A 20,274-nucleotide genomic window follows, 5' to 3' on the forward strand; every position below is an offset into this window, starting at 1 on the left:
AGCATGTCGCGCGCGATCATTTCTTTGATGCCCCGGAAAGTCCCGGAGGGTGAAACGTTATCAAGTGCTCCGGCCAAGCATAGCGCCCGGCTAGAATCAGTCGACAAATTGTTGCCAAGTATCTTTTACAGCAGGTCTTTTATCAACAACTCGGCGATCTGCACAGCATTGAGTGCCGCGCCTTTGCGCACGTTATCTGACGTCAGCCACAGATTAAGTTCCGCCGGCTCGTCGACCCCGCCACGCACCCGCCCGACATAGACCACGTCCTGCCCCACCGCGTCACCGACCGCAGTCGGGTAATCACCGGCCTCGACCAGCTCGATACCCGGCGCATCCTCGAGCGCAGCGTTGACCTTTTGCAGGTCGACCGCGCTCGCTGACTGCAAGGTCACGCTAAAGCTATCGCCAAAAAACACCGGGGCTTGAACACAAGTTGCGGAAATCTTTAATAAAGGCTGTGTCAGCACCTGACGCAGCTCGCGCACCAGACGTTTTTCCAGCAGCGTATGGCCCTGTGCATCCGGTGTGCCGACCTGCGCCAACAGGTTGAACGCCATCTGCCGGTCGAAGAATGTCGGCTCCAGCGGACGCAGATTGAGCAGCTCGGCAGTCTGGCGGGCCAGTTCGGAAACTGCTTCGCGACCTTGTGCGGAAACGGCCAGATTAGCGGTGACATGCACGTATTGCAGATCGATCAGATCCAGCAACGGCGCCAGCATCACGGCCAGCGTGGTCGCCGAAGGGCTCGGGCTGCTGACCTGGAATGGCGTTTTCAGACCGGCAATCACTTGGGCATTGGCTTCCGGCACCACTTGCGGCGCCTGATCGGCCGGCAACGCGCCGGACAAGTCGATCAACGAGCAACCGGCAGCGTGCGCACGGGCGGCATAGCTCAGAGTAACGGCCGGGCCGGCGGCAAAGAACACCAGTTTGACCTTGGCGAAATCGAACTCGTCGACCTCACGCACGCGCACGTTCTTGCCGCGATACGGCACCGAACTGCCCGCCGATTCACTGCTGGCCAACAGGTGTAGCGTGCCGATCGGGAATTTGCGCTCTTCGAGAATCTGTACAAGGGTTTCGCCGACAGTACCGGTGGCGCCGATCACGGCAATATCAATGGTCTGGCTCATGGTGCTACCTCTGGCGAAACGGGGGGAGCGGCACTTTACCGGGTGACCGCCACGCAGGCAAAAAAAACCCGCGCCTGTTTCCGGGCGCGGGTTGTTTCACAGCTTCAAGCGATCAACGTTCAAGCAGAATCCGCAGCATGCGACGCAGCGGTTCGGCGGCGCCCCACAGCAGTTGGTCGCCAACGGTGAAAGCGCCCAGATACTGGGTGCCCATGTTCAGCTTGCGCAGACGGCCCACCGGTACATTCAGGGTGCCGGTGACCTTGGTCGGGCTCAGCTCCTGCATGCTGATTTCGCGCTGGTTCGGCACCAGTTTGACCCAAGGGTTGTGCTGGCTGATCAGCCCTTCGATATCGGCAATCGGTACGTCTTTGTTCAATTTGATGGTCAATGCCTGGCTGTGGCAGCGCATGGCGCCAACACGCACGCAGATGCCATCAACCGGGATCGGGCTCTTGAAGCGGCCGAGGATCTTGTTGGTCTCGGCCTGAGCCTTCCACTCTTCACGGCTCTGGCCGTTCGGCAGTTCCTTGTCGATCCACGGGATCAGGCTGCCAGCCAACGGTACGCCGAAGTGTTCGGTCGGGTAGGCTTCGCTGCGCATGGCTTCAGCCACACGACGGTCGATGTCGAGGATCGCGCTGGCCGGATCCGCCAGTTGCTCGGCAACAGCGCCGTGGGTCACGCCCATTTGCTTGATCAGTTCCCGCATGTGCTGCGCGCCGCCACCAGAGGCTGCCTGATAGGTCATGGCGCTCATCCACTCGACCAGACCGGCTTCGAACAGACCGCCCAGGCCCATCAGCATCAGACTGACGGTGCAGTTGCCGCCGATGTAGTTTTTGGTGCCTGCGTCGAGTTGCTGGTCGATCACCTTGCGGTTGACCGGATCAAGGATGATGACCGCATCGTCATTCATGCGCAGGCTCGAAGCCGCGTCGATCCAGTAACCCTGCCAGCCTGCTTCACGCAGTTTCGGGAAGACTTCGCTGGTGTAGTCGCCGCCCTGGCAGGTCAGGATCACATCGAGGGTCTTCAGCTCTTCAATGCTGTAAGCGTCCTTGAGCGGAGCAATGTCCTTGCCCACGGACGGGCCTTGGCCACCGACATTGGAAGTGGTGAAAAACACCGGCTCGATAAGATCGAAATCCTGCTCTTCCAGCATCCGCTGCATGAGCACGGAACCGACCATACCGCGCCAACCGATCAGACCTACACGTTTCATCGCAACTACACCTTCTTGAAAAGTGGGCCGCTGCTTTGTATTGAATTTCGCAGCGGGCCCGAGAGATTACAGATTCCGCAGCGCGGCGACTACAGCGTCGCCCATTTCCTGCGTACCGACTTTTGTACAACCAGCCGAAAAGATGTCGCCAGTGCGCAGCCCTTGATCGAGCACCACGCTCACGGCTTGCTCGATGGCGTCGGCCGCCGCGTGCAGATTGAAGCTGTAACGCAGCATCATCGATACCGACAGAATCGTTGCCAGCGGGTTGGCAATGCCTTTACCGGCAATGTCCGGTGCCGAACCGTGGCAAGGCTCGTACATGCCCTTGTTGTTGGCATCCAGCGAGGCCGACGGCAGCATGCCGATCGAACCGGTGAGCATCGACGCTTCGTCAGAGAGGATGTCGCCGAACAGGTTGTCGGTGACGATCACGTCGAACTGCTTCGGGGCGCGTACCAGTTGCATGGCCGCGTTGTCGACGTACATGTGGCTCAGCTCGACGTCTGGATAGTCCTTGGCCACTTGCTCGACCACTTCGCGCCACAGTTGGCTGGAAGCCAGCACGTTGGCCTTGTCCACCGAGCACAGCTTCTTGCCTCGCACGCGGGCCATGTCGAAACCGACGCGGGCGATGCGACGGATTTCGCTTTCGCTGTACGGCAGCGTGTCGTAAGCCTGACGCTCACCGTTTTCCAGCGTACGCGTGCCGCGTGGTGCGCCGAAGTAGATGCCACCGGTCAACTCACGCACGATCAGGATGTCCAGACCGGCAACGATTTCAGGCTTCAGGCTGGATGCTTCGGCCAGTTGCGGATAGAGGATCGCCGGACGCAGGTTGCCGAACAGACCCAGTTGCGCACGGATTTTCAGCAGGCCGCGCTCAGGGCGGATATCACGCTCGATGGTGTCCCATTTCGGGCCGCCCACCGCGCCGAGCAACACGGCATCGGCAGCGCGCGCACGATCGAGGGTTTCGTCGGCCAGTGGCACGCCATGCTTGTCGATGGCGGCGCCGCCGATCACGTCGTGGCTCAATTCGAAGCCCAGGCTGTACTTGTCGTTCGCCAGCTCCAGCACCTTGACCGCCTCGGCCATGATTTCCGGGCCAATACCGTCACCTGGGAGAATCAGAATCTGCTTGCTCATGCTTTCCTCATGTCTTCAGTCGGTGCGCCATCAAGCGGCGCGCCCGGAAAAATACTGTTTAGCGTTCGGCCCACAGCACCAGCACATCTGTACTGAACGAACCATCGGCCTCAATCTCAAAATATTCGCGTACTTCGTTGCCCATCGACTGCTGCAATTCGCGGATCGCGGCGCGCATCACTTCCGGTGTGCGCATGCGCTCGACCCAACTGGTGTATTCCAGCCGCAACCGCTGCCGCGTGGTGCTGCGCGTATGCAAACCGGCCTCGCTGACTTGGCGCAACCACTCACCGGCGGAATAATCGCGCACATGGCTGGTGTCGCGCAGCACTTCGACGCTTTGCAGGTAGGTGTCGAACAGCGGGCTACCCGGCGACAACACATCGATGAACGCCGCCACACCGCCCGGCTTCAGCACCCGGCGCACTTCGCGCAGGGCCAGGCCCAAGTCGCTCCAATGGTGCGCCGAATAACGGCTGAAGACGAAGTCGAATTCACCATCGGCGAACGGCAGACGCTCAGCGGCACCGTTGACCGTGGACACGTTGCTAAAACCGCGATCAACAGCGGCTGCGGCGACCACGTCGAGCATTTGCTGCGACAGGTCGTACGCCACCACTTCTTTCACCAGCGATGCCACATGAAAACTCACATGACCGGCGCCGCAACCCAAATCCAGCACCCGGGCCTCGCCCTGCCCGGCCAGTTCGGCCTGTAGCAGCGCGAACTCTGTACCTTGAGCGTGAACGGCGCTGCTCAAATAGGCGGCAGCCTGTTCACCGAATTGCTTCTGGACAACCTGAGTGTGGGCGGTGCTGGTCATAGCAGTTTCTCCATTTTCAAGATCAAAAGATCGCAGCCTTCGGCAGCTCCTACAGGTGTATGCCATTTCATGTAGGAGCTGACGAAGGCTGCGAGCTTTTCGGCATCACCTCAAACCATCAAGCGTCGCGAAACAACCACGGCTGGCTCGCCCGATGCTTGCTTTCAAACGTTGCAATCGCTTCGTGGTCCTGCAAGGTCAGGCCGATATCGTCCAGGCCATTGAGCAGACAATGCTTGCGGAACGCGTCGATTTCGAAGTGGTAGACCTTGCCATCCGGGCGGGTCACAGTCTGTGTCTGCAAATCGACCTGCAATTGATAGCCCGGCTCGGCCTCAACCTGCTTAAACAATTCATCGACTTCGGCGTCGCTCAGAATGATCGGCAACAGACCGTTCTTGAAGCTGTTGTTGAAGAAGATGTCGGCATAGCTCGGCGCGATGATGCTGCGGAATCCGTACTCTTCCAGCGCCCATGGCGCGTGTTCACGGCTGGAGCCGCAACCAAAGTTCTCGCGGGCCAGCAACACGCTGGCGCCTTGATAACGCTCGGCGTTAAGCACGAAGTCCTTGTTCAGCGGACGCTTGGAGTTGTCCTGATACGGTTGCCCGACATCCAGATACCGCCACTCGTCGAACAGGTTCGGGCCAAAACCGGTGCGTTTAATCGATTTCAAAAATTGTTTCGGGATGATTTGGTCGGTGTCGACGTTGGCACGATCCAGAGGCGCGACAAGTCCAGTGTGCTGGGTAAAAGCTTTCATGCTGCGCTCCTTAAATCAATTCACGAACGTCGATGAAGCGACCGTTCACCGCCGCCGCAGCGGCCATGGCCGGGCTGACGAGGTGGGTACGGCCACCGGCGCCCTGACGGCCTTCGAAGTTACGGTTGGAGGTCGAGGCGCAATGTTCGCCGGACTCCAAACGATCCGGGTTCATCGCCAGGCACATCGAGCAACCCGGCTCACGCCATTCGAAACCGGCCTCGAGGAAAATCTTGTCCAGCCCTTCGGATTCGGCCTGCGCCTTCACCAGACCCGAGCCCGGCACGACGATGGCCTGCTTGATGGTCGAGGCCACTTTGCGGCCCTTGGCGATCACTGCCGCCGCACGCAAATCTTCGATGCGCGAGTTGGTGCAGGAACCAATGAATACGCGGTCGAGCTGAATGTCGGTGATCGCCTGATTGGCGGTCAAACCCATGTATTTCAGGGCGCGGACGATCGAGTCGCGTTTGACCAGATCCATCTCCTTGGCCGGATCCGGCACGTTCTGATCAACGGCCAAAACCATTTCCGGCGAGGTGCCCCAGCTGACTTGCGGCTTGATCTGCGTAGCGTCGAGTTCAACGATGGTGTCGAATTTGGCGTCGCTGTCGGATACCAAATCTTTCCACGATTCGACGGCCAAGTCCCACTCAGCGCCTTTCGGTGCAAACGGACGGCCCTTGACGTAATCGACAGTCTTTTGATCCGCCGCCACCAGGCCCACACGGGCGCCAGCCTCGATGGACATGTTGCAGATGGTCATGCGCCCTTCCACCGACAAATCGCGGATCGCGCTGCCGGCGAATTCGATGGCATGGCCGTTACCGCCGGCGGTGCCGATCTTGCCGATCACCGCGAGGACGATGTCCTTGGCAGTCACGCCGAACGGCAATTGGCCTTCGACGGACACCAGCATGTTCTTCATTTTTTTGGCGACCAGGCACTGAGTGGCGAGCACGTGCTCAACCTCGGAAGTGCCGATGCCATGCGCCAACGCGCCGAACGCGCCGTGGGTCGAAGTGTGCGAGTCGCCGCAGACCACGGTCATGCCCGGCAAGGTCGCGCCCTGCTCCGGGCTGATGACGTGAACGATGCCCTGGCGCACGTCGTTCATCTTGAATTCGACGATGCCATATTCATCGCAGTTGTCGTCGAGGGTCTGAACCTGCAAACGCGAGACCTGGTCGGCAATGGCTTCGATGCCGCCCTTACGCTCCGGGGTGGTCGGTACGTTGTGGTCCGGGGTCGCGATGTTGGCATCGATGCGCCACGGCTTGCGCCCGGCCAGACGCAGACCTTCAAAGGCTTGCGGCGAGGTCACTTCGTGGATGATGTGACGATCGATGTAGATCAGCGCCGAGCCATCGTCGCGCTGCTTGACCAAATGCGAATCCCAGAGCTTGTCGTAGAGCGTTTTGCCGGCCATCAGACGGTTCCTCATCAGCTTGTTTCTATGCCCTGGGTATTTGAGAGATTCAATAACCCTTTGGCTTGTGAGGTCGATCCTATGGGGTTAGATTAAATAACTCAAATTCATATTTTTTATGCTTTGGATAACCAACTGGAATACCAACATGGATCTGGCCAACCTGAATGCTTTTATCGCGATTGCCGAGACCGGAAGTTTCTCCGGCGCCGGCGAACGCCTGCACCTGACGCAACCGGCGATCAGCAAACGCATCGCCGGGCTGGAACAGCAATTGAAGGTGCGTCTGTTTGATCGGCTGGGCCGGGAAGTCGGCCTGACCGAGGCCGGCCGGGCGTTGCTGCCAAGGGCTTATCAGATTCTGAATGTGCTCGACGACACCCGCCGCGCGCTGACCAACCTGAATGGCGAGGTCAGCGGGCGCCTAACGCTGGCCACCAGTCACCATATCGGCCTGCACCGCTTGCCCCCCTTATTAAGGGAGTTCACTCGCCGTTACCCACAGGTCGCGCTGGATATTCAGTTCCTCGATTCGGAAGTGGCCTACGAGGAGATTCTCCACGGCCGCGCGGAATTGGCGGTGATCACCCTCGCGCCAGAGCCGCACGCACTGGTCAAAGCAACGCCAGTATGGGACGACCCGCTGGATTTCGTGGTGGCGCCGGAGCATTCGCTGATCAACAACGGCCCGGTGAATCTGGCGGACATCGCCGCTCATCCGGCAGTGTTCCCCGGCGGCAACACCTTTACCCACCACATCGTGCATCGCCTGTTCGAGGCGCAGGGCCTGACGCCGAACATCGCCATGAGCACTAACTACCTGGAAACCATCAAGATGATGGTCTCTATCGGCCTGGCCTGGAGCGTACTGCCACGCACCATGCTCGACGAACAGGTGGCGAGCATCGCTTTGCCGGGCATACAGCTCAGTCGCCAGCTAGGCTATATCTTGCACACTGAACGGACGCTGTCGAACGCGGCACGGGCATTTATGGCCTTGCTGGATGCGCAAATCGATCTGCCAGGGACTCTCGGCTAACTTGTGCTACTCCTATAGAGCCGCTTATCCCTGTGCCTAACGCCAAAATCTGCTCAAGGCTCGTGAACAATGCCCAAATCTGTTGACCGAATTCCGCCGATGCCGCGTATTCAGGCCATTGACCCGCGTCGTTCCGAGCAGAGCTGGGAAAGTGCGCCGCAACTATTGGCCGCGCTCAACGGCGCGCGGCTGGGCGCGTGGTACTGGGACATCGAGCGCGGGCAGATCAGTTGGTCGCGCGGCACGCAGGCGTTGTTCGGTTTCGATCCCAAGCAGCCGCTGCCGGAAGACCTCGAATACCTTGATCTGCTGCCGGCAGAGGACCGGGCGAAAACCGTGCGTGCGTTTCACGCGGTGATTGCCGGCGCACCGCTGGAACAGGCGATGCACCACCGTATCCGCTGGCCCGACGGCAGCCTGCACTGGCTGGAGATCAACGGCAGTCTGCTGCCGGACAAGCATGGCCGGCCCCGAATGATCGGGGTGATTCGCGAAATCACCCACCAGCGTCAACGCGAACAGGCCCTGAGCAGCTCGGAGAAACGTTTCGCCACACTGTTTCACCTGTGTCCGAACATGGTGCTGCTGACGCGTCAGGAAGACGGTTTGATCAGCGAGGCCAACCAGTACTTTGAAAGTCTGTTCGGCTGGCCGGTGCAGAGCGCCATCGGCCGCACCACCCTCGAACTGGGCTTGTGGGTGCATCCCGAGCAACGCAAGGAATTGGTCAAGGCAACCATGGCCAAGGGCGAACTGGTGAGCATGGAAGTGCAATTTCGCGCGAGCAACGGCCAAGTCCTCGACGGCATTCTCAGCGCGCAAAAAGTCGAACTTGAAGGCCAGCCGTACCTGCTCAGCACCTTTCTTGACACCACCGAACGCAAAGCCGCCGAGCTTGCGCTCAAGGACAGTCAGGAACGCCTCGATCTGGCACTCGATTCGGCGCAACTCGGCACTTGGGACTGGCACATTCCCAGCGGCATGCTCTACGGCTCGGCGCGCGCCGCGCAATTGCACGGGCTGGAGCCGATACCGTTTCACGAGTCGTTCGAGGAGTTTTTCGAAGGCGTGCCCGGCGAAGAACGCGAGAGCATGCGCGACGCCTACCGCAGCCTGCGCGAAGGCCCGGCCGGCAATTATCAGCTGACCTACCGCGTGCAATTGCCGGACGGCAGTTCGCGCTACCTGGAAAGCCGCGCGCGCCTGTATCGCGACGACAACGGCGCGCCACTGCGCATGGCCGGGACCTTGCTCGACATCACCGATCAGGTCGAGCGCGAACAGCGCCTGGTGGCTTCGGAAGAAAAATTCGCCACGCTGTTCCAGGTCAGCCCCGACCCGATCTGCGTGACCCGTCAGGACAGCGGCGAATTCATCGAGATCAACTCGAGTTTCACCCAGACTTTCGGCTGGAGTGCCGCCGACATCATCGGCCGCACCGCCGAAGAAATCGGCCTGTGGGATGCCTCGGCAAAAAGCCTGCAACGCATCGAACGGGTGATCCGCGAACAAGGCCTGAGCAACGTCGCGATCATCGTCCAGCACAAGGACGGCCAGTCGCTGACCTGCGTGATTTCCAGCCGACAGATAAGCGTCGGCGATCAGCCGTGCATCGTCACCACCCTGCGCGACATCACCCAGCAACAGCGCTCGGAAGCGGCGCTCAAGGCCAGCGAAGAGAAGTTTGCCAAGGCGTTTCACTCAAGCCCCGACGCGATCACCATCACTGAACGCGATACCGGGCGTTATCTGGAGGTCAATGACGGTTTCTGTCGTCTGACCGGTTACCGCGCCGACGAGGTGGTGGGCAAAACCGTGTATCAGGTCGGAATCTGGGCCGAGGAAAAACAGCGCTCGGCACTGCTCGCCGAATTGCAGATCAAGGGCCGCGTGCACCATCAGGAAATGCTTGGACGCAACAAGCGCGGGGACATGCTCACCGTGGAAGTCTCGGTCGAGCCGATCACCCTCAACGAAACCGCCTGCCTGTTGCTCACTGCGCGTGACGTCAGTCTGCTGAAAAACGCCGAAGCGCAGATCCGCCATCTGGCTTATCACGACCCACTGACAAACCTGCCCAACCGTGCGTTGCTGATGGATCGCCTGAGTCAGCAAATCGCCCTGCTCAAACGCCATAATTTGCGCGGTGCGCTGCTGTTTCTCGACCTCGATCACTTCAAGCACATCAATGATTCGCTGGGGCATCCGGTCGGCGACACGGTACTGAAGATCGTCACCGCCAGGCTTGAAGCCAGTGTGCGCATGGAAGACACCGTCGCGCGTCTGGGTGGCGATGAGTTCGTGGTATTGCTCAGCGGGCTGGAAGGCTCGCGCAATGACGTCAGTGCACAGGTGCGCGAACTGGCCGACACCATTCGTGAGCTGCTCTCGGAGCCGATGTTCCTCGATGGCCAGCGCCTGCAAGTCACGCCGAGCATTGGCGTGGCGCTGATTCCCGATCACGGTTCGACCCCGACCGACCTGCTCAAACGTGCCGACATCGCGCTGTACCGGGCCAAGGATTCCGGGCGCAACACCACGCAGATGTATCACAACACCATGCAGAAAGCCGCCAGCGAACGGCTGCGCATGGAAACCGACCTGCGTCTGGCGTTATCGCGTGGCGAATTCAAAGTGCATTACCAGCCGCAAGTCGATGCCCGCGACAACCGCATCATCGGTGCCGAAGCACTGGTGCGCTGGAATCACCCGGAACTCGGCGCGCAGTCGCCCACCGAGTTCATCAAGGTTTTGGAAGACAGCGGGCTGATTCTCGAAGTCGGTACATGGATTCTCGATGAAGCCTGCGATGCCTTCAAACAATTGATCGCTGAAGGTCTGGTGGATCCGCTGGCGTTCAGCCTGTGCGTCAACATCAGCCCGCGCCAGTTTCGCCAGAACGATTTTGTCGAGCGCATAGAACACAGCATGTCCAGCCACGGCTTGCCCTGCTCACTGCTGAAACTGGAAATCACCGAAGGCATCGTGATCCAGAATCTGGAAGACACCATCAGCAAAATGCGTCGCCTGAAAAAGCTCGGTGTGAGCTTCGCCATGGACGACTTCGGCACCGGTTATTCGTCGCTGACCTATCTCAAACGCCTGCCGGTCGACACCCTGAAAATCGATCAGTCGTTCATCCGCGACGCGACCACCGACCCCAACGATGCGGAGATTATCCGCGCCATCGTCGCCATGGCACGCAGTCTGGGCCTGCAAGTAATCGCCGAAGGTGTGGAAACGCCCGAGCAGTTGGAGTTTTTGCAGGGTTTGGGTTGCCATTTGTATCAGGGCTTTTTGCACAGCCGGCCGGTGGCGCTGGAGACCCTGAAAACATTGCTCGACTGATCGGTCGGACGAGCAATTGCCAGGTTTTCCCGCAACCTGTAGGGTCGCGTTTTTTTGCAACGCGCCAACGAGATCTGACATGCAGGATGCAACCCTCCCCCGCCCGGCCTTGCTGGGCATCGACCTTGGCACCACCAACAGCCTGATTGCCGTGTGGCAGGACGGCCGCGCACAGTTGATTCCCAACGCCCTCGGCGAGGTGCTGACACCCTCGGTGATCAGCCTCGATGAGGACGAGAGCATTTTGGTCGGCAAAGCCGCCCGTGCCCGCCTGACCACCCATCCGCAACGCAGCGCAGCGGCGTTCAAGCGCTTCATGGGCAGCGACAAACAGATCGAATTGGGCAGCCGCCAGTTCAGTCCGGAGGAATTGTCGGCACTGGTCATCGGTTCGTTGAAACAGGATGCCGAAGCCTTTTTGGGCCACCCGGTGACTGAAGCGGTGATTTCCGTACCGGCGTATTTCAGTGACGAGCAACGCAAACGGACGTTGTTCGCCGCCGAACTGGCCGGCCTGAAAATCTCGCGCCTGATCAATGAACCGACCGCTGCAGCCATGGCTTACGGGCTGCATGAACAGAAGTTCGAACGCACCCTGATTTTCGATCTGGGCGGCGGCACGTTTGATGTGACGGTGCTGGAATATGCGCTGCCACTGATCGAGGTTCACGCCTCGACCGGCGACAACTTTCTCGGTGGCGAAGACTTTACCGAAGCGCTGCTGCACGCCTGCCTTAAACACTGGCAACTCAGCGCAGCGGCTATCGACGTGCACGCCATGGCCAGCCTCGGTGATGCGCTGGAGCAGCTCAAGTGCAAACTTGCCGAAGGCATTCAGCACCTGAGCTGGCGGCATGCCGACACCGCGTATCAATGGTCGCTGGACGAAGCGTCTGCACTGAAAATCTGGGAACCGCTGCTGGCGCGTTTGCGTGCGCCAATCGAACAAGCCCTGCGCGATGCACGGCTGAAACCGCGTGACCTCGACAGTCTGGTGCTGGTCGGTGGCGCCACGCGCATGCCCGCGGTGCAGCAAATGGTCGCGACGCTGTTCGGACGCTTGCCATATCGCCATCTCGACCCGGATACGATTGTCGCGCTGGGTGCGGCCACGCAAGCGGCGTGCAAGGCGCGCGACGGGGCGATCGAGGAGCTGATCCTGACGGATGTTTGTCCGTACACGTTGGGGATTTCCAGCAATCGTGGCGAGCACATCCAGGGCGCCTTTTCGCCGATCATCGAACGCAACACCGTCATCCCGACATCCCGGGTCCAGCATTTCCACACCTCTTACCCCAATCAAACGCAGATCCGCATTGAGGTGTATCAGGGCGAGCGGCCGTGGGTGCGCGACAACATTTTCATCGATGCCTTCAATATTGAGCTGACACCCAGCGAGCAAATCCAGGATCTGGACGTGCGCTTCAGTTACGACATCAATGGTTTGCTGGAAGTCGACGTCACGCTGCTGGCCACTGGCATACGCCATAGCCACAGCATCGACCGCAGCCCCACCGGACTCGACGCGCAAGCGCGCCAGGCTAGCCATGAACGCCTGATCACGCTGAAGATTCATCCGCGCGACGCGCTGCCCAATCGCACGCTGTTGGCGCGACTGGAGCGGGCGTGGATGCAGAGTCTTGGCGACGAACGCGAGCAGATCGCTGACTGGCTGGCGACCTTCACCACCGTGCTCGCCAGCCAGCAATCAGCGCAGATTGCCAGCCAGCGGACTCAGCTGAACAAGGCGCTGGATCAATTGCGCCTCTAGTTGTCGAGCTGCCGTAATGCGGCCTGCAAGCCACCGGGCAGCAAGTCTTCACCTGCACTGTCCGGTGGCACACCATAGCGATTGAGCAATTTGTCGCCCGGGAAGGCGAACAGCATCAACGGCAGAAATGGCAGGAACGGCGACAGGCAGCCAAGCACCAGCAGCGTCGGGATACCGCGTCCGATGTCATGCAGGCGCCGCAGAATGATGCCAAGCAGCAGCGCGATGCCCAACAACAGCACAGCGATCCCCGATAGCGGCGTGCCGCTGAGCAACGCCGCCAGAGGCGTAAGCAACACCGTGCCCAGTACCTGCCAGAAAAACGCCCCGCGCCCCAGCCGCGTATTCAAACGCCAGAATGCTGCGGCGGGCGCCGCACGGCTGGCGCCTTTGGCCAGGAGCAGGCATTCGCACCGGGACAGCAGTGCGCTGAAGGCGAACCGCAAACCAAGCCCATTCGCCGGATTGTCTTTGGCACGCTGCATCCGCAACAGGGTTTTCTGCCGAGGCACGCCGGCGCTGCCATAACGCACCAGATCCTTGAGCACATCGAGTGCCAGATAAAAGGCCTCGCAGTCGATTTCATCATCCTCGAGTGCCTGACGCGGTGGCCGTGGCGGCTCTCCTTTGATCGAACCGTGGCGAAAGCCGTCGAACCAATCCTGTGGATTGACGACCTCCGTTATCCGGTCGATCAAGTATCTGCGCTGCTTCGCATCGAACAATGGGTCGTGATACAGCGCAGCACTCAAGACCATGCGCCCGAGCAAGTCGTCGTCAAAGGCTTGCATGTCGCTGCGCATGCACTCGAACAAGCTGTCATTGCTTAATAGTCGCGGACTGTCGAGCGCCTCCTGAACACCGAGCAATTGCCGGGCGAGCATGGCATGCACCGGGTCTGCCGACTGCAACCAGCCGAGCATTGCGCTGAGTTCAAGTTGTTCGCGTTGCAGTCGGGACAGCTGCGGTTGCAACCGGCTGACCGGATGCAGGGAATTGAACGTCAGGCGCTGCAGACATTGCGCATCGATCAACTGCATCCAGCGCTCCGCCTGGTCAAGCAACGCCAGCAGGAACGCGGTGTGGGCATGCCATTGCCAGGCCGCCTCGCCCTGCCCGATCGCCGGCAACACAACGCCGCGCTGGCTCAATTCCAGCAACAGTTTGAGCGGCGCCAGATCGCTTTCGGCCTTCGAATCGCTCAGCTTGAACGCCTGATCGATGCGCTCCAGCGCCGCGTGACTGTAAGGACGCATTCTGCGCAGCCACAATCGGCAAATCGTGTGCGGCGCATCTTTGGTCAGAGCCTCGGGCAGTTGCGCCGAGTCAGCGTCAGCGTCGACGAAGGCCTTCATCGCCAGAGGAATCGGCGCCTCAGTCAACCAGCGCAGTTGCTGCTCGGCCTGCAACTTGAACCCGCTCAGCAACAACCCTTCCAGTGCATCAACCGGAGACGGATCGTCCAATACTTGTTGCAGCAGATCTGCCTCACCACGATGCAACGCCCACGCATGCCGATAAAGCCGCAACAACCGAGTGTCGGCATGCGCCCCCAGCAACTGTGCAAGGAGTGGCAACTCGTCGCCATTCATTTGCCAGTCGGCAAAGCTCTTCGCCAACCCCTTCAGGTCGAGATGGGCGATCTCCAGCCAGCGCATCAACGTCTCGGGACGTTGCGCGGGACTGCCAAATGCCTGAGTGTTATCCCCGAGATCGTCCGGCCAGTCACTGAAGTCTTGCAGACGATCGAAAGCCTGAATCAGCAGCGGTAAAAAGTCTGGCTGACGCTTCGCGCACAGTGCCAGCAACTGGCTCTCGGCGTCGGGATGGCGGTGCTCCTGCCAGAGCCGAATCCAGCACGGCAGTGCCGCATCATCCAGCCCGAGCAAACTGTTCTGACACGCCAGCAGATACAACCAGTCGACGTCATCCGGTGCTGCGCGCTGCTGCTCGGCACATATCTGCTCCAACCCGGTAACCCCGATCCCCGCCTGGGTAAACTGCACCGCCAGGCGCTTGAGGAACTGCGCATCGTCAGGCCATGGCAAGCAGGTCGCACGGCTGGCGAACTCGACGAATTCGCGCAGCGGACGCTGATTGAAGATGAAGTCGAGACTGCGCGCATACCACAGGGTTTCCCACTGCGCCGCTTGCGACCATTCACTCATGAGCGTCGTATCAAAAGGATCCGCGGTTTTGATCCGGTTGAGGAATTGCTCCACATGCCGGGCGTGATCGAAATCCAGCTCGAGCAATTGCTGTTCCCAGCTCATGCGCTTGGCCAGCGCATTTGCACAGCGGTGAGACACAGGGCCGGCGTCGGTCAGTTTGCGCAGCATGCCCCAACGCACGTCATCCAGCACCCCCAGCGGCAACTGATCCAGACTGCTGATGAAAGCCTGCCAGGCATCCGGATTGAAGCGTCGCGACGGATCCTTCAGCAGCCCATCGAAGTCGATGAACATCTGCTGGACCACCGATTCATCCGCCGACATATCTTCGGATTCATCCTCAGTCTCGTCAGCGTCTTCACGGGCCAGGCGGAGCGCGCCTTCGTAGGCCTGGCGAAGGGCTTGAAAGCCTTCGGGATCGGTTTCCGGATGATGTTGCGGCAAGCGTGCGCGATACGCGGTGCGGATCAGTGTTTCGTCGGTGGTGGGCTCGATGCCCAGTTTTATCCAGCAACTCATGACCAGTCGAACTCCTGCAGGGAAGCCGGACGCTGCGGCAAATCCAGATCCATATGCCAGGGCAAGTCAGCCAGAAAATCCGGGATATTTTGATCGAGGCCGCGAGCAATCAGCAGGTTGTAGGGGTTCACCCCTTGTCGATCCAGTTCAATAGCCAACTGATCGTCACTTTTGCTCAGACATGACCAGAATGCGCGCCCTGTAAGGAAGCCATTGAAATAGGCCAGCCAACTGCCGTAGTGAAATTGCGCCCTGATCGCCAGCCGACTGTGCAGCCAAAGACTTTCGCCCGGCTCGATCCACTTGTTGCGCACTGCGCAACGCAAGAGAAAACTCATGCGCCCGTAGTCCCAGGACAGAATCCCACCCGGCCCACAATTGCCGAAAGTGCGACTGGCGTACTCATGCAGAATGCGCTCACGCGGTTCGAGCGTGTCGAGCAAAGCCTGCCATTCACTGGGCAAACAGCGCTGCCAGGCGAGGTAGGCATCTTCGAGGTGAGTGGCGTGGCCGCGATCGGCCATCCTTTCGAACATGGCCAACAGCTGCGGCCGGTCATCAATGCCCCAGCTACATTGCAGATCGATGTATTTGTCGTCGCAGAACTCGGGGTCTGCGTAACCCGCACCCGGATTGAGCGCCGCCATCGGCGCAGAGAGGGCGAACAGCCAGCGCTGTTGAATCTCGTCCATGAAAAAAGGCTCCAGGCTGACCGGTAAGGAGTGGGGTCAGCAAAACTGCGCGGATTGTAAAGAGCCGTGGCAGCAGCGGCAAACGCTGCGGTGGTTTCCCCGCACATAAAAAAGGCCCCGACGTATCGGGGCCTCCATTCAACGGCCTATGGTCTTTTCAGACGATTGTGTTGCGACACGTGAATCAGTGTTGCAACGCCGGCTTCTGCGCCCCGCTGATCGGGATGCGTTTGGCTTTCGCCTCTTCCGGGATCACGCGCAACAGGTCGATGCTCAGCAGACCGTTGCTCAGATCGGCGGCCTTGATCTCGATGTGATCAGCCAACCGGAAGGACAGCTTGAATGCACGCTGGGCGATGCCCTGGTGCAGGAAGGTCACGCCTTCGTTGTTGTCACGCTTGCCGCCACTGATGGTCAGCACACCTTTCTCGACTTGCAGTTCCAGGTCTTCTTCCTGGAAACCGGCCGCCGCGACGACGATACGGTATTGATCATCACCGTGTTTCTCGACGTTGTAAGGTGGGTAGCTGCTGCCTGGCTCGTTGCGCAGGGCGGTTTCGAACAGATCGTTGAAACGGTCGAAGCCTACCGAGGAACGGAACAGTGGTGCGAGGGAAAATGCAGTACTCATGGTTCAAATCTCCTGAAAGAAATCAGCAAGGTTTTTTGTCGCCGCGACCCGAATTCGGCATCGCGTAACCCTTAGATAGGGACCGCTGATTTGATTTCAAGAGATTATTTTCAATTTTTTTTACGCGGCTTCTGACACCGGCAAGCCCAATAAACGCGAGACTTGATCGAGTTCTGTTTCACGCCGCAGGACGGTAAACAGCTCGACCGCTTCCGGATAGTTGCGCGTGAGCATGGCCAGCCATTGCTTCAGGCGACCCGGCGATTGACGTGCGGTCATCTGCGCTTTTGCCTGTATCCAGAAGTCCTGGATCAGCGGCAGCAGTTCGGCCCAGGTCATCTCGACCACTTCTTCGCCGGCGCGCGCAGCAGCGATTTGTCGCGCCAGATCCGGCCGCGAAACGAGGCCGCGACCGAGCATGATGTCTTCGACGCCGCTGATTTCGCGGCAACGACGCCAATCTTCGACGCTCCAGATATCACCATTGGCAAACACCGGCACCTTGACCACTTCTTGCACGCGCGGGATCCACTCCCAATGCGCCGGCGGCTTGTAGCCGTCGGTCTTGGTGCGGGCATGCACGACGATGTGTTCGGCGCCGCCCTCAGCCAAAGCCGTGGCGCACACCAGCGAACCGTCCGGGCTGTCGAAGCCCAAGCGCATCTTGGCGGTGACCGGAATGTGCGCGGGTACGGCGCGGCGCACGTGCTCGACGATCGTGTTGAGCAGCTCGGGTTCTTTGAGCAGCACCGCCCCGCCACGGGATTTGTTCACGGTTTTGGCCGGGCAGCCGAAGTTGAGGTCGATGACTTCGGAGCCGAGCTCACAGGCCAGCGCAGCGTTTTCCGCCAGGCACACCGGATCGGACCCGAGCAACTGCACGCGCAGCGGCACACCGGAGCGGGTCCGCGCACCGTTGAGCAGCTCCGGGCCGAACTTGTGGAAATAGGCTGGCGTGAGCAACTGATCGTTGATGCGGATGAACTCGGTCACGCACCAGTCGATACCGCCGACACGGGTCAGGACATCGCGCAGGATGTCGTCGACCAACCCTTCCATCGGCGCCAAGGCAATTTGCATGGGGAAAACACTACTTAAAGAAAAAACGTGCGGCAGTTTACTGGGTTTCGCCGGTTAAACCCATGTCCGCCGTCTGGATCGCCGGGCCGTAACCTTCGATGAACTCGACGGGCATACGCTTGGGCTTGCCGCTGGACAGCTCGATACACACGAACGTGGTCTGGGCGCGCAGCAGCGTGGTGTGGTCGCTGGGGCGGATCAACTGGAAGTGTCGGGTCATTTTCAGGCGCTGATCCCAATCGACGATCCAGGTCGCCAATTGCAATTCGTCGCCTTCATAGGCAGCAGCGAGGTAATCGATTTCGTGACGCACCACGGCCATCGCGCGATCCAGACGGCGATACTCAACCAGATCCAGACCCAAACGCTGCGAGTGGCGCCAGGCGCAGCGTTCGAGCCAGGTCACGTACACCGCGTTGTTCGCGTGGCCGAGCCCGTCGATGTCCTCGGCGCCCACTTGCAGATCAATGGTAAACGGCGTTGCCCGATCCCAGCCCATGCCTCACTCCCGGTCAGATTATTCGACCGTGGCAGTGTAACGGATGCCTACGCCGATTGCCGCGCCTGCAGGCTGCGCCCGGCCAGCAGTGATAACACGCCATCAATCACCCGCGGATCGGCGAGCACACGCTGATGACCGCCGCTTTCGAGACGCAGCAGGCGACTGTCGAACCACGATTCGTGGATCAGTTGCGATTCTTTGACCGAGACGAAGTTGTCGTCCTCGGCATGCACGATCAGGCCCGGCATATCCAGTTGATAGTGGGCCACATCAAGGGTGGCAGCGCGCATGCCGACGTCGAGCTCAACCTGGCGAATGAATGCCGAACGCGCTCTGGGCGGCATGCCTACGTAGCGGGCAAAGCCGCGCAACACGCCGAGAATTCGCGCCGGTGCGGCAATACTGACGAGAGTTTCAGTGCGCAAGCCCAGTTGCACGGCGAGCATCGCACTGGCGCCACCCATCGAGTGGCCGATGACGGCTTGCAGCGGTGGCAACTCGGCGGCCGCTTCGAGCATCGCTCGGGCGAACAGCACCAGATTGGCTTCACGACCGGGCGATCGCCCATGAGCCGGACCATCGAGCGCAACGACCGTGTAACCAGCGTCGACCAGGGCCGTGATCAGCGCAGCAAACTGCGTCGGCCGCCCTTCCCAACCGTGCATCAGCAACACCGCCGGGCCTTGGCCCCAGCGCAGCGCCGAGAGGCCGAAGCGCAAAGTGATGCGTTCGGATTGCGCCAGCAGCGGCAATTCCCAATCACGCAGTGGACGTTCGCGCGGCGTCATGAATGCCAAACGCATTTTGCTCGCCACCAGTTTCGGTGCGAACCAGCCTAAGGTGCCATTAACGCCGCGAACCCACTTCAACGTGCTCATCGCTCTCTCCTCAGGCTTGTCGCCTTCAGGTCAACGCACCGCCGACTTGGCGGCGCGCAGCAATCGATCGGATAAATCACCTGGGCCGAGCGCTCTTGCGAGTGCCAGGCCACCTACCATCAAGGCCACGTCGGCCAATGCTTTGTCAGTGTCTTCAGGACTGGATGCCAACTGCGCGATCATCAATTCGAGGTGCTCGTTCAGCGCGATGCGGAACTCCTCTGGCAGCCGGCCGAGCTCGCCGATGGAGGCCGGGATCGGGCAGGCGGCTTCGCTGGAGTCGCGGTGCTTGCGCGACAGGTAAAACGCAGCGACCAGCGTGCGACGCTCTTCGCCAGTCAGCTCGCTATCCATGTCGGCAATCAGGTCGCGGCGACGACCCAGCAGCTGTTTGAACGCCTCCAGCATCATCGCGTCCTTGCTTTCGAAGTGCGCATAGAAGCCACCGACGGTCAGGCCGGCGGCGCCCATCACTTCGCCCACGCTCGGTTCGGCCGGGCCACGCTGGATCAGCGCGGAGCTGGCGGCCTTGAGAATGCGTTCGCGGGTTTGAGCCTTCTTGTCGTTCATCGTCGCCTCCGAATATTACGATTAGAATATTATTCTCATAATAATATTCTGCAAGTCAAAGATATGACCGCTGGTCTGAAGCACAGTGTTAGGGAAAAAGGAGATTTGGCCAAACGCCAGACAAACAAAAGGGCCATTCAATAATTGAATGACCCTTATAAATCCCGCATAGCGGGTAATCGTGGCGTCCCCTAGGGGACTCGAACCCCTGTTACCGCCGTGAAAGGGCGGTGTCCTAGGCCACTAGACGAAGGGGACACAAACCCTTCTATACAACTGATCAGTGCTGAGTGCTGATCGATTCAAGGCCGGTGTGGCCAGACCTTGAACTGTAAAATTGGTGGAGCTTAGCGGGATCGAACCGCTGACCTCCTGCATGCCATGCAGGCGCTCTCCCAGCTGAGCTAAAGCCCCGGATTTTTCGCCTCGCGGCGGAGTGACATCTTGCAACATCACTTCTGTAAAACTGGCGTCCCCTAGGGGACTCGAACCCCTGTTACCGCCGTGAAAGGGCGGTGTCCTAGGCCACTAGACGAAGGGGACGCAAA

Annotated in this window: 16 protein-coding genes and 3 tRNA genes; 3 read left to right on the plus strand and 16 right to left on the minus strand. The window is 60.0% G+C overall.

The genetic code is table 11. The annotated features are described in order from the left end of the window. Positions 1–125: 125 nt before the first annotated feature. The 6 genes from ACOI8A_RS03490 to leuC all read right to left on the minus strand — a co-directional run bounded on the left by ACOI8A_RS03490 (position 126) and on the right by leuC (position 6,525). Entirely contained in the window at positions 126–1,136 is a 1,011-nt protein-coding gene (locus tag ACOI8A_RS03490) for an aspartate-semialdehyde dehydrogenase (RefSeq protein ID WP_420648699.1), read from the minus strand. Positions 1,137–1,248: 112 nt separating this feature from the next. Continuing rightward, entirely contained in the window at positions 1,249–2,361 is a 1,113-nt protein-coding gene (gene asd, locus ACOI8A_RS03495) for an aspartate-semialdehyde dehydrogenase (RefSeq protein ID WP_420648700.1), read from the minus strand. A 66-nt stretch (positions 2,362–2,427) separates the two neighbouring features. Next, positions 2,428–3,510, minus strand: coding sequence for a 3-isopropylmalate dehydrogenase (gene leuB, locus ACOI8A_RS03500; RefSeq protein ID WP_420648701.1), 1,083 nt, complete (start codon positions 3,508–3,510; stop codon positions 2,428–2,430). Positions 3,511–3,568: 58 nt separating this feature from the next. Next, the gene (locus ACOI8A_RS03505; RefSeq protein WP_420648702.1) at positions 3,569–4,333 is read right to left on the minus strand and encodes a class I SAM-dependent methyltransferase; all 765 of its coding nucleotides are present in this window, start codon (positions 4,331–4,333) and stop codon (positions 3,569–3,571) included. Positions 4,334–4,451: 118 nt separating this feature from the next. Further along, entirely contained in the window at positions 4,452–5,096 is a 645-nt protein-coding gene (leuD, locus tag ACOI8A_RS03510) for a 3-isopropylmalate dehydratase small subunit (protein ID WP_420651337.1), read from the minus strand. Positions 5,097–5,106: 10 nt separating this feature from the next. Beyond that, on the minus strand, positions 5,107–6,525 hold the full coding sequence (gene leuC / locus ACOI8A_RS03515) for a 3-isopropylmalate dehydratase large subunit (RefSeq protein ID WP_420648704.1): 1,419 nt from the start codon (positions 6,523–6,525) through the stop codon (positions 5,107–5,109). Positions 6,526–6,673: 148 nt separating this feature from the next. Here leuC and ACOI8A_RS03520 point away from each other — a divergent pair, with 148 nt between their 5' ends. The 3 genes from ACOI8A_RS03520 (at position 6,674) to ACOI8A_RS03530 (ending at position 12,683) form a co-directional block, all read left to right on the plus strand. Beyond that, the gene (locus tag ACOI8A_RS03520; protein WP_420648705.1) at positions 6,674–7,564 is read left to right on the plus strand and encodes a LysR family transcriptional regulator; all 891 of its coding nucleotides are present in this window, start codon (positions 6,674–6,676) and stop codon (positions 7,562–7,564) included. Positions 7,565–7,633: 69 nt separating this feature from the next. Then, on the plus strand, positions 7,634–10,912 hold the full coding sequence (locus ACOI8A_RS03525) for a PAS domain S-box protein (protein WP_420648706.1): 3,279 nt from the start codon (positions 7,634–7,636) through the stop codon (positions 10,910–10,912). Positions 10,913–10,991: 79 nt separating this feature from the next. Then, complete coding sequence (locus ACOI8A_RS03530) at positions 10,992–12,683, plus strand: Hsp70 family protein (RefSeq protein ID WP_420648707.1); 1,692 nt, start codon at positions 10,992–10,994, stop codon at positions 12,681–12,683. Here ACOI8A_RS03530 and ACOI8A_RS03535 read toward each other — a convergent pair. The 10 genes from ACOI8A_RS03535 to ACOI8A_RS03580 form a co-directional block, all read right to left on the minus strand. Continuing rightward, positions 12,680–15,373 (minus strand): DUF805 domain-containing protein, encoded by a 2,694-nt coding sequence (locus ACOI8A_RS03535; protein WP_420648708.1) that lies wholly within the window; start codon positions 15,371–15,373, stop codon positions 12,680–12,682. The two genes, ACOI8A_RS03530 and ACOI8A_RS03535, sit on opposite strands and share 4 nt — an antisense overlap. Next, positions 15,370–16,065: a DUF1266 domain-containing protein gene (locus ACOI8A_RS03540; RefSeq protein WP_420648709.1), complete on the minus strand. Its 696-nt coding sequence runs from the start codon at positions 16,063–16,065 to the stop codon at positions 15,370–15,372. The genes ACOI8A_RS03535 and ACOI8A_RS03540 overlap by 4 nt, the downstream gene beginning before the upstream one ends. 184 nt (positions 16,066–16,249) lie before the next feature. Next, positions 16,250–16,696, minus strand: a complete 447-nt coding sequence (locus ACOI8A_RS03545; protein ID WP_420648710.1) for an Hsp20 family protein — start codon at positions 16,694–16,696, stop codon at positions 16,250–16,252. Between the two features lie 120 nt (positions 16,697–16,816). Further along, entirely contained in the window at positions 16,817–17,776 is a 960-nt protein-coding gene (locus ACOI8A_RS03550; RefSeq protein ID WP_420648711.1) for a tRNA dihydrouridine synthase, read from the minus strand. 37 nt (positions 17,777–17,813) lie between these two features. Then, positions 17,814–18,275: an acyl-CoA thioesterase gene (locus ACOI8A_RS03555; protein ID WP_420648712.1), complete on the minus strand. Its 462-nt coding sequence runs from the start codon at positions 18,273–18,275 to the stop codon at positions 17,814–17,816. 47 nt (positions 18,276–18,322) lie between these two features. Continuing rightward, positions 18,323–19,156: an alpha/beta fold hydrolase gene (locus ACOI8A_RS03560; protein WP_420648713.1), complete on the minus strand. Its 834-nt coding sequence runs from the start codon at positions 19,154–19,156 to the stop codon at positions 18,323–18,325. Positions 19,157–19,186: 30 nt separating this feature from the next. Continuing rightward, positions 19,187–19,726, minus strand: a complete 540-nt coding sequence (locus ACOI8A_RS03565) for a TetR/AcrR family transcriptional regulator (RefSeq protein ID WP_420648714.1) — start codon at positions 19,724–19,726, stop codon at positions 19,187–19,189. A 182-nt stretch (positions 19,727–19,908) separates the two neighbouring features. Continuing rightward, positions 19,909–19,984 (minus strand) — tRNA-Glu (locus tag ACOI8A_RS03570). A gap of 80 nt (positions 19,985–20,064) precedes the next feature. Next, positions 20,065–20,140: transfer RNA gene (locus ACOI8A_RS03575), tRNA-Ala, on the minus strand. Between the two features lie 53 nt (positions 20,141–20,193). Beyond that, positions 20,194–20,269 (minus strand) — tRNA-Glu (locus tag ACOI8A_RS03580). Between the last annotated feature and the right edge of the window lie 5 nt (positions 20,270–20,274).

Origin of the sequence: Pseudomonas sp. P4795 (assembly GCF_048822895.1) — a bacterium.
GTDB lineage: Bacteria > Pseudomonadota > Gammaproteobacteria > Pseudomonadales > Pseudomonadaceae > Aquipseudomonas.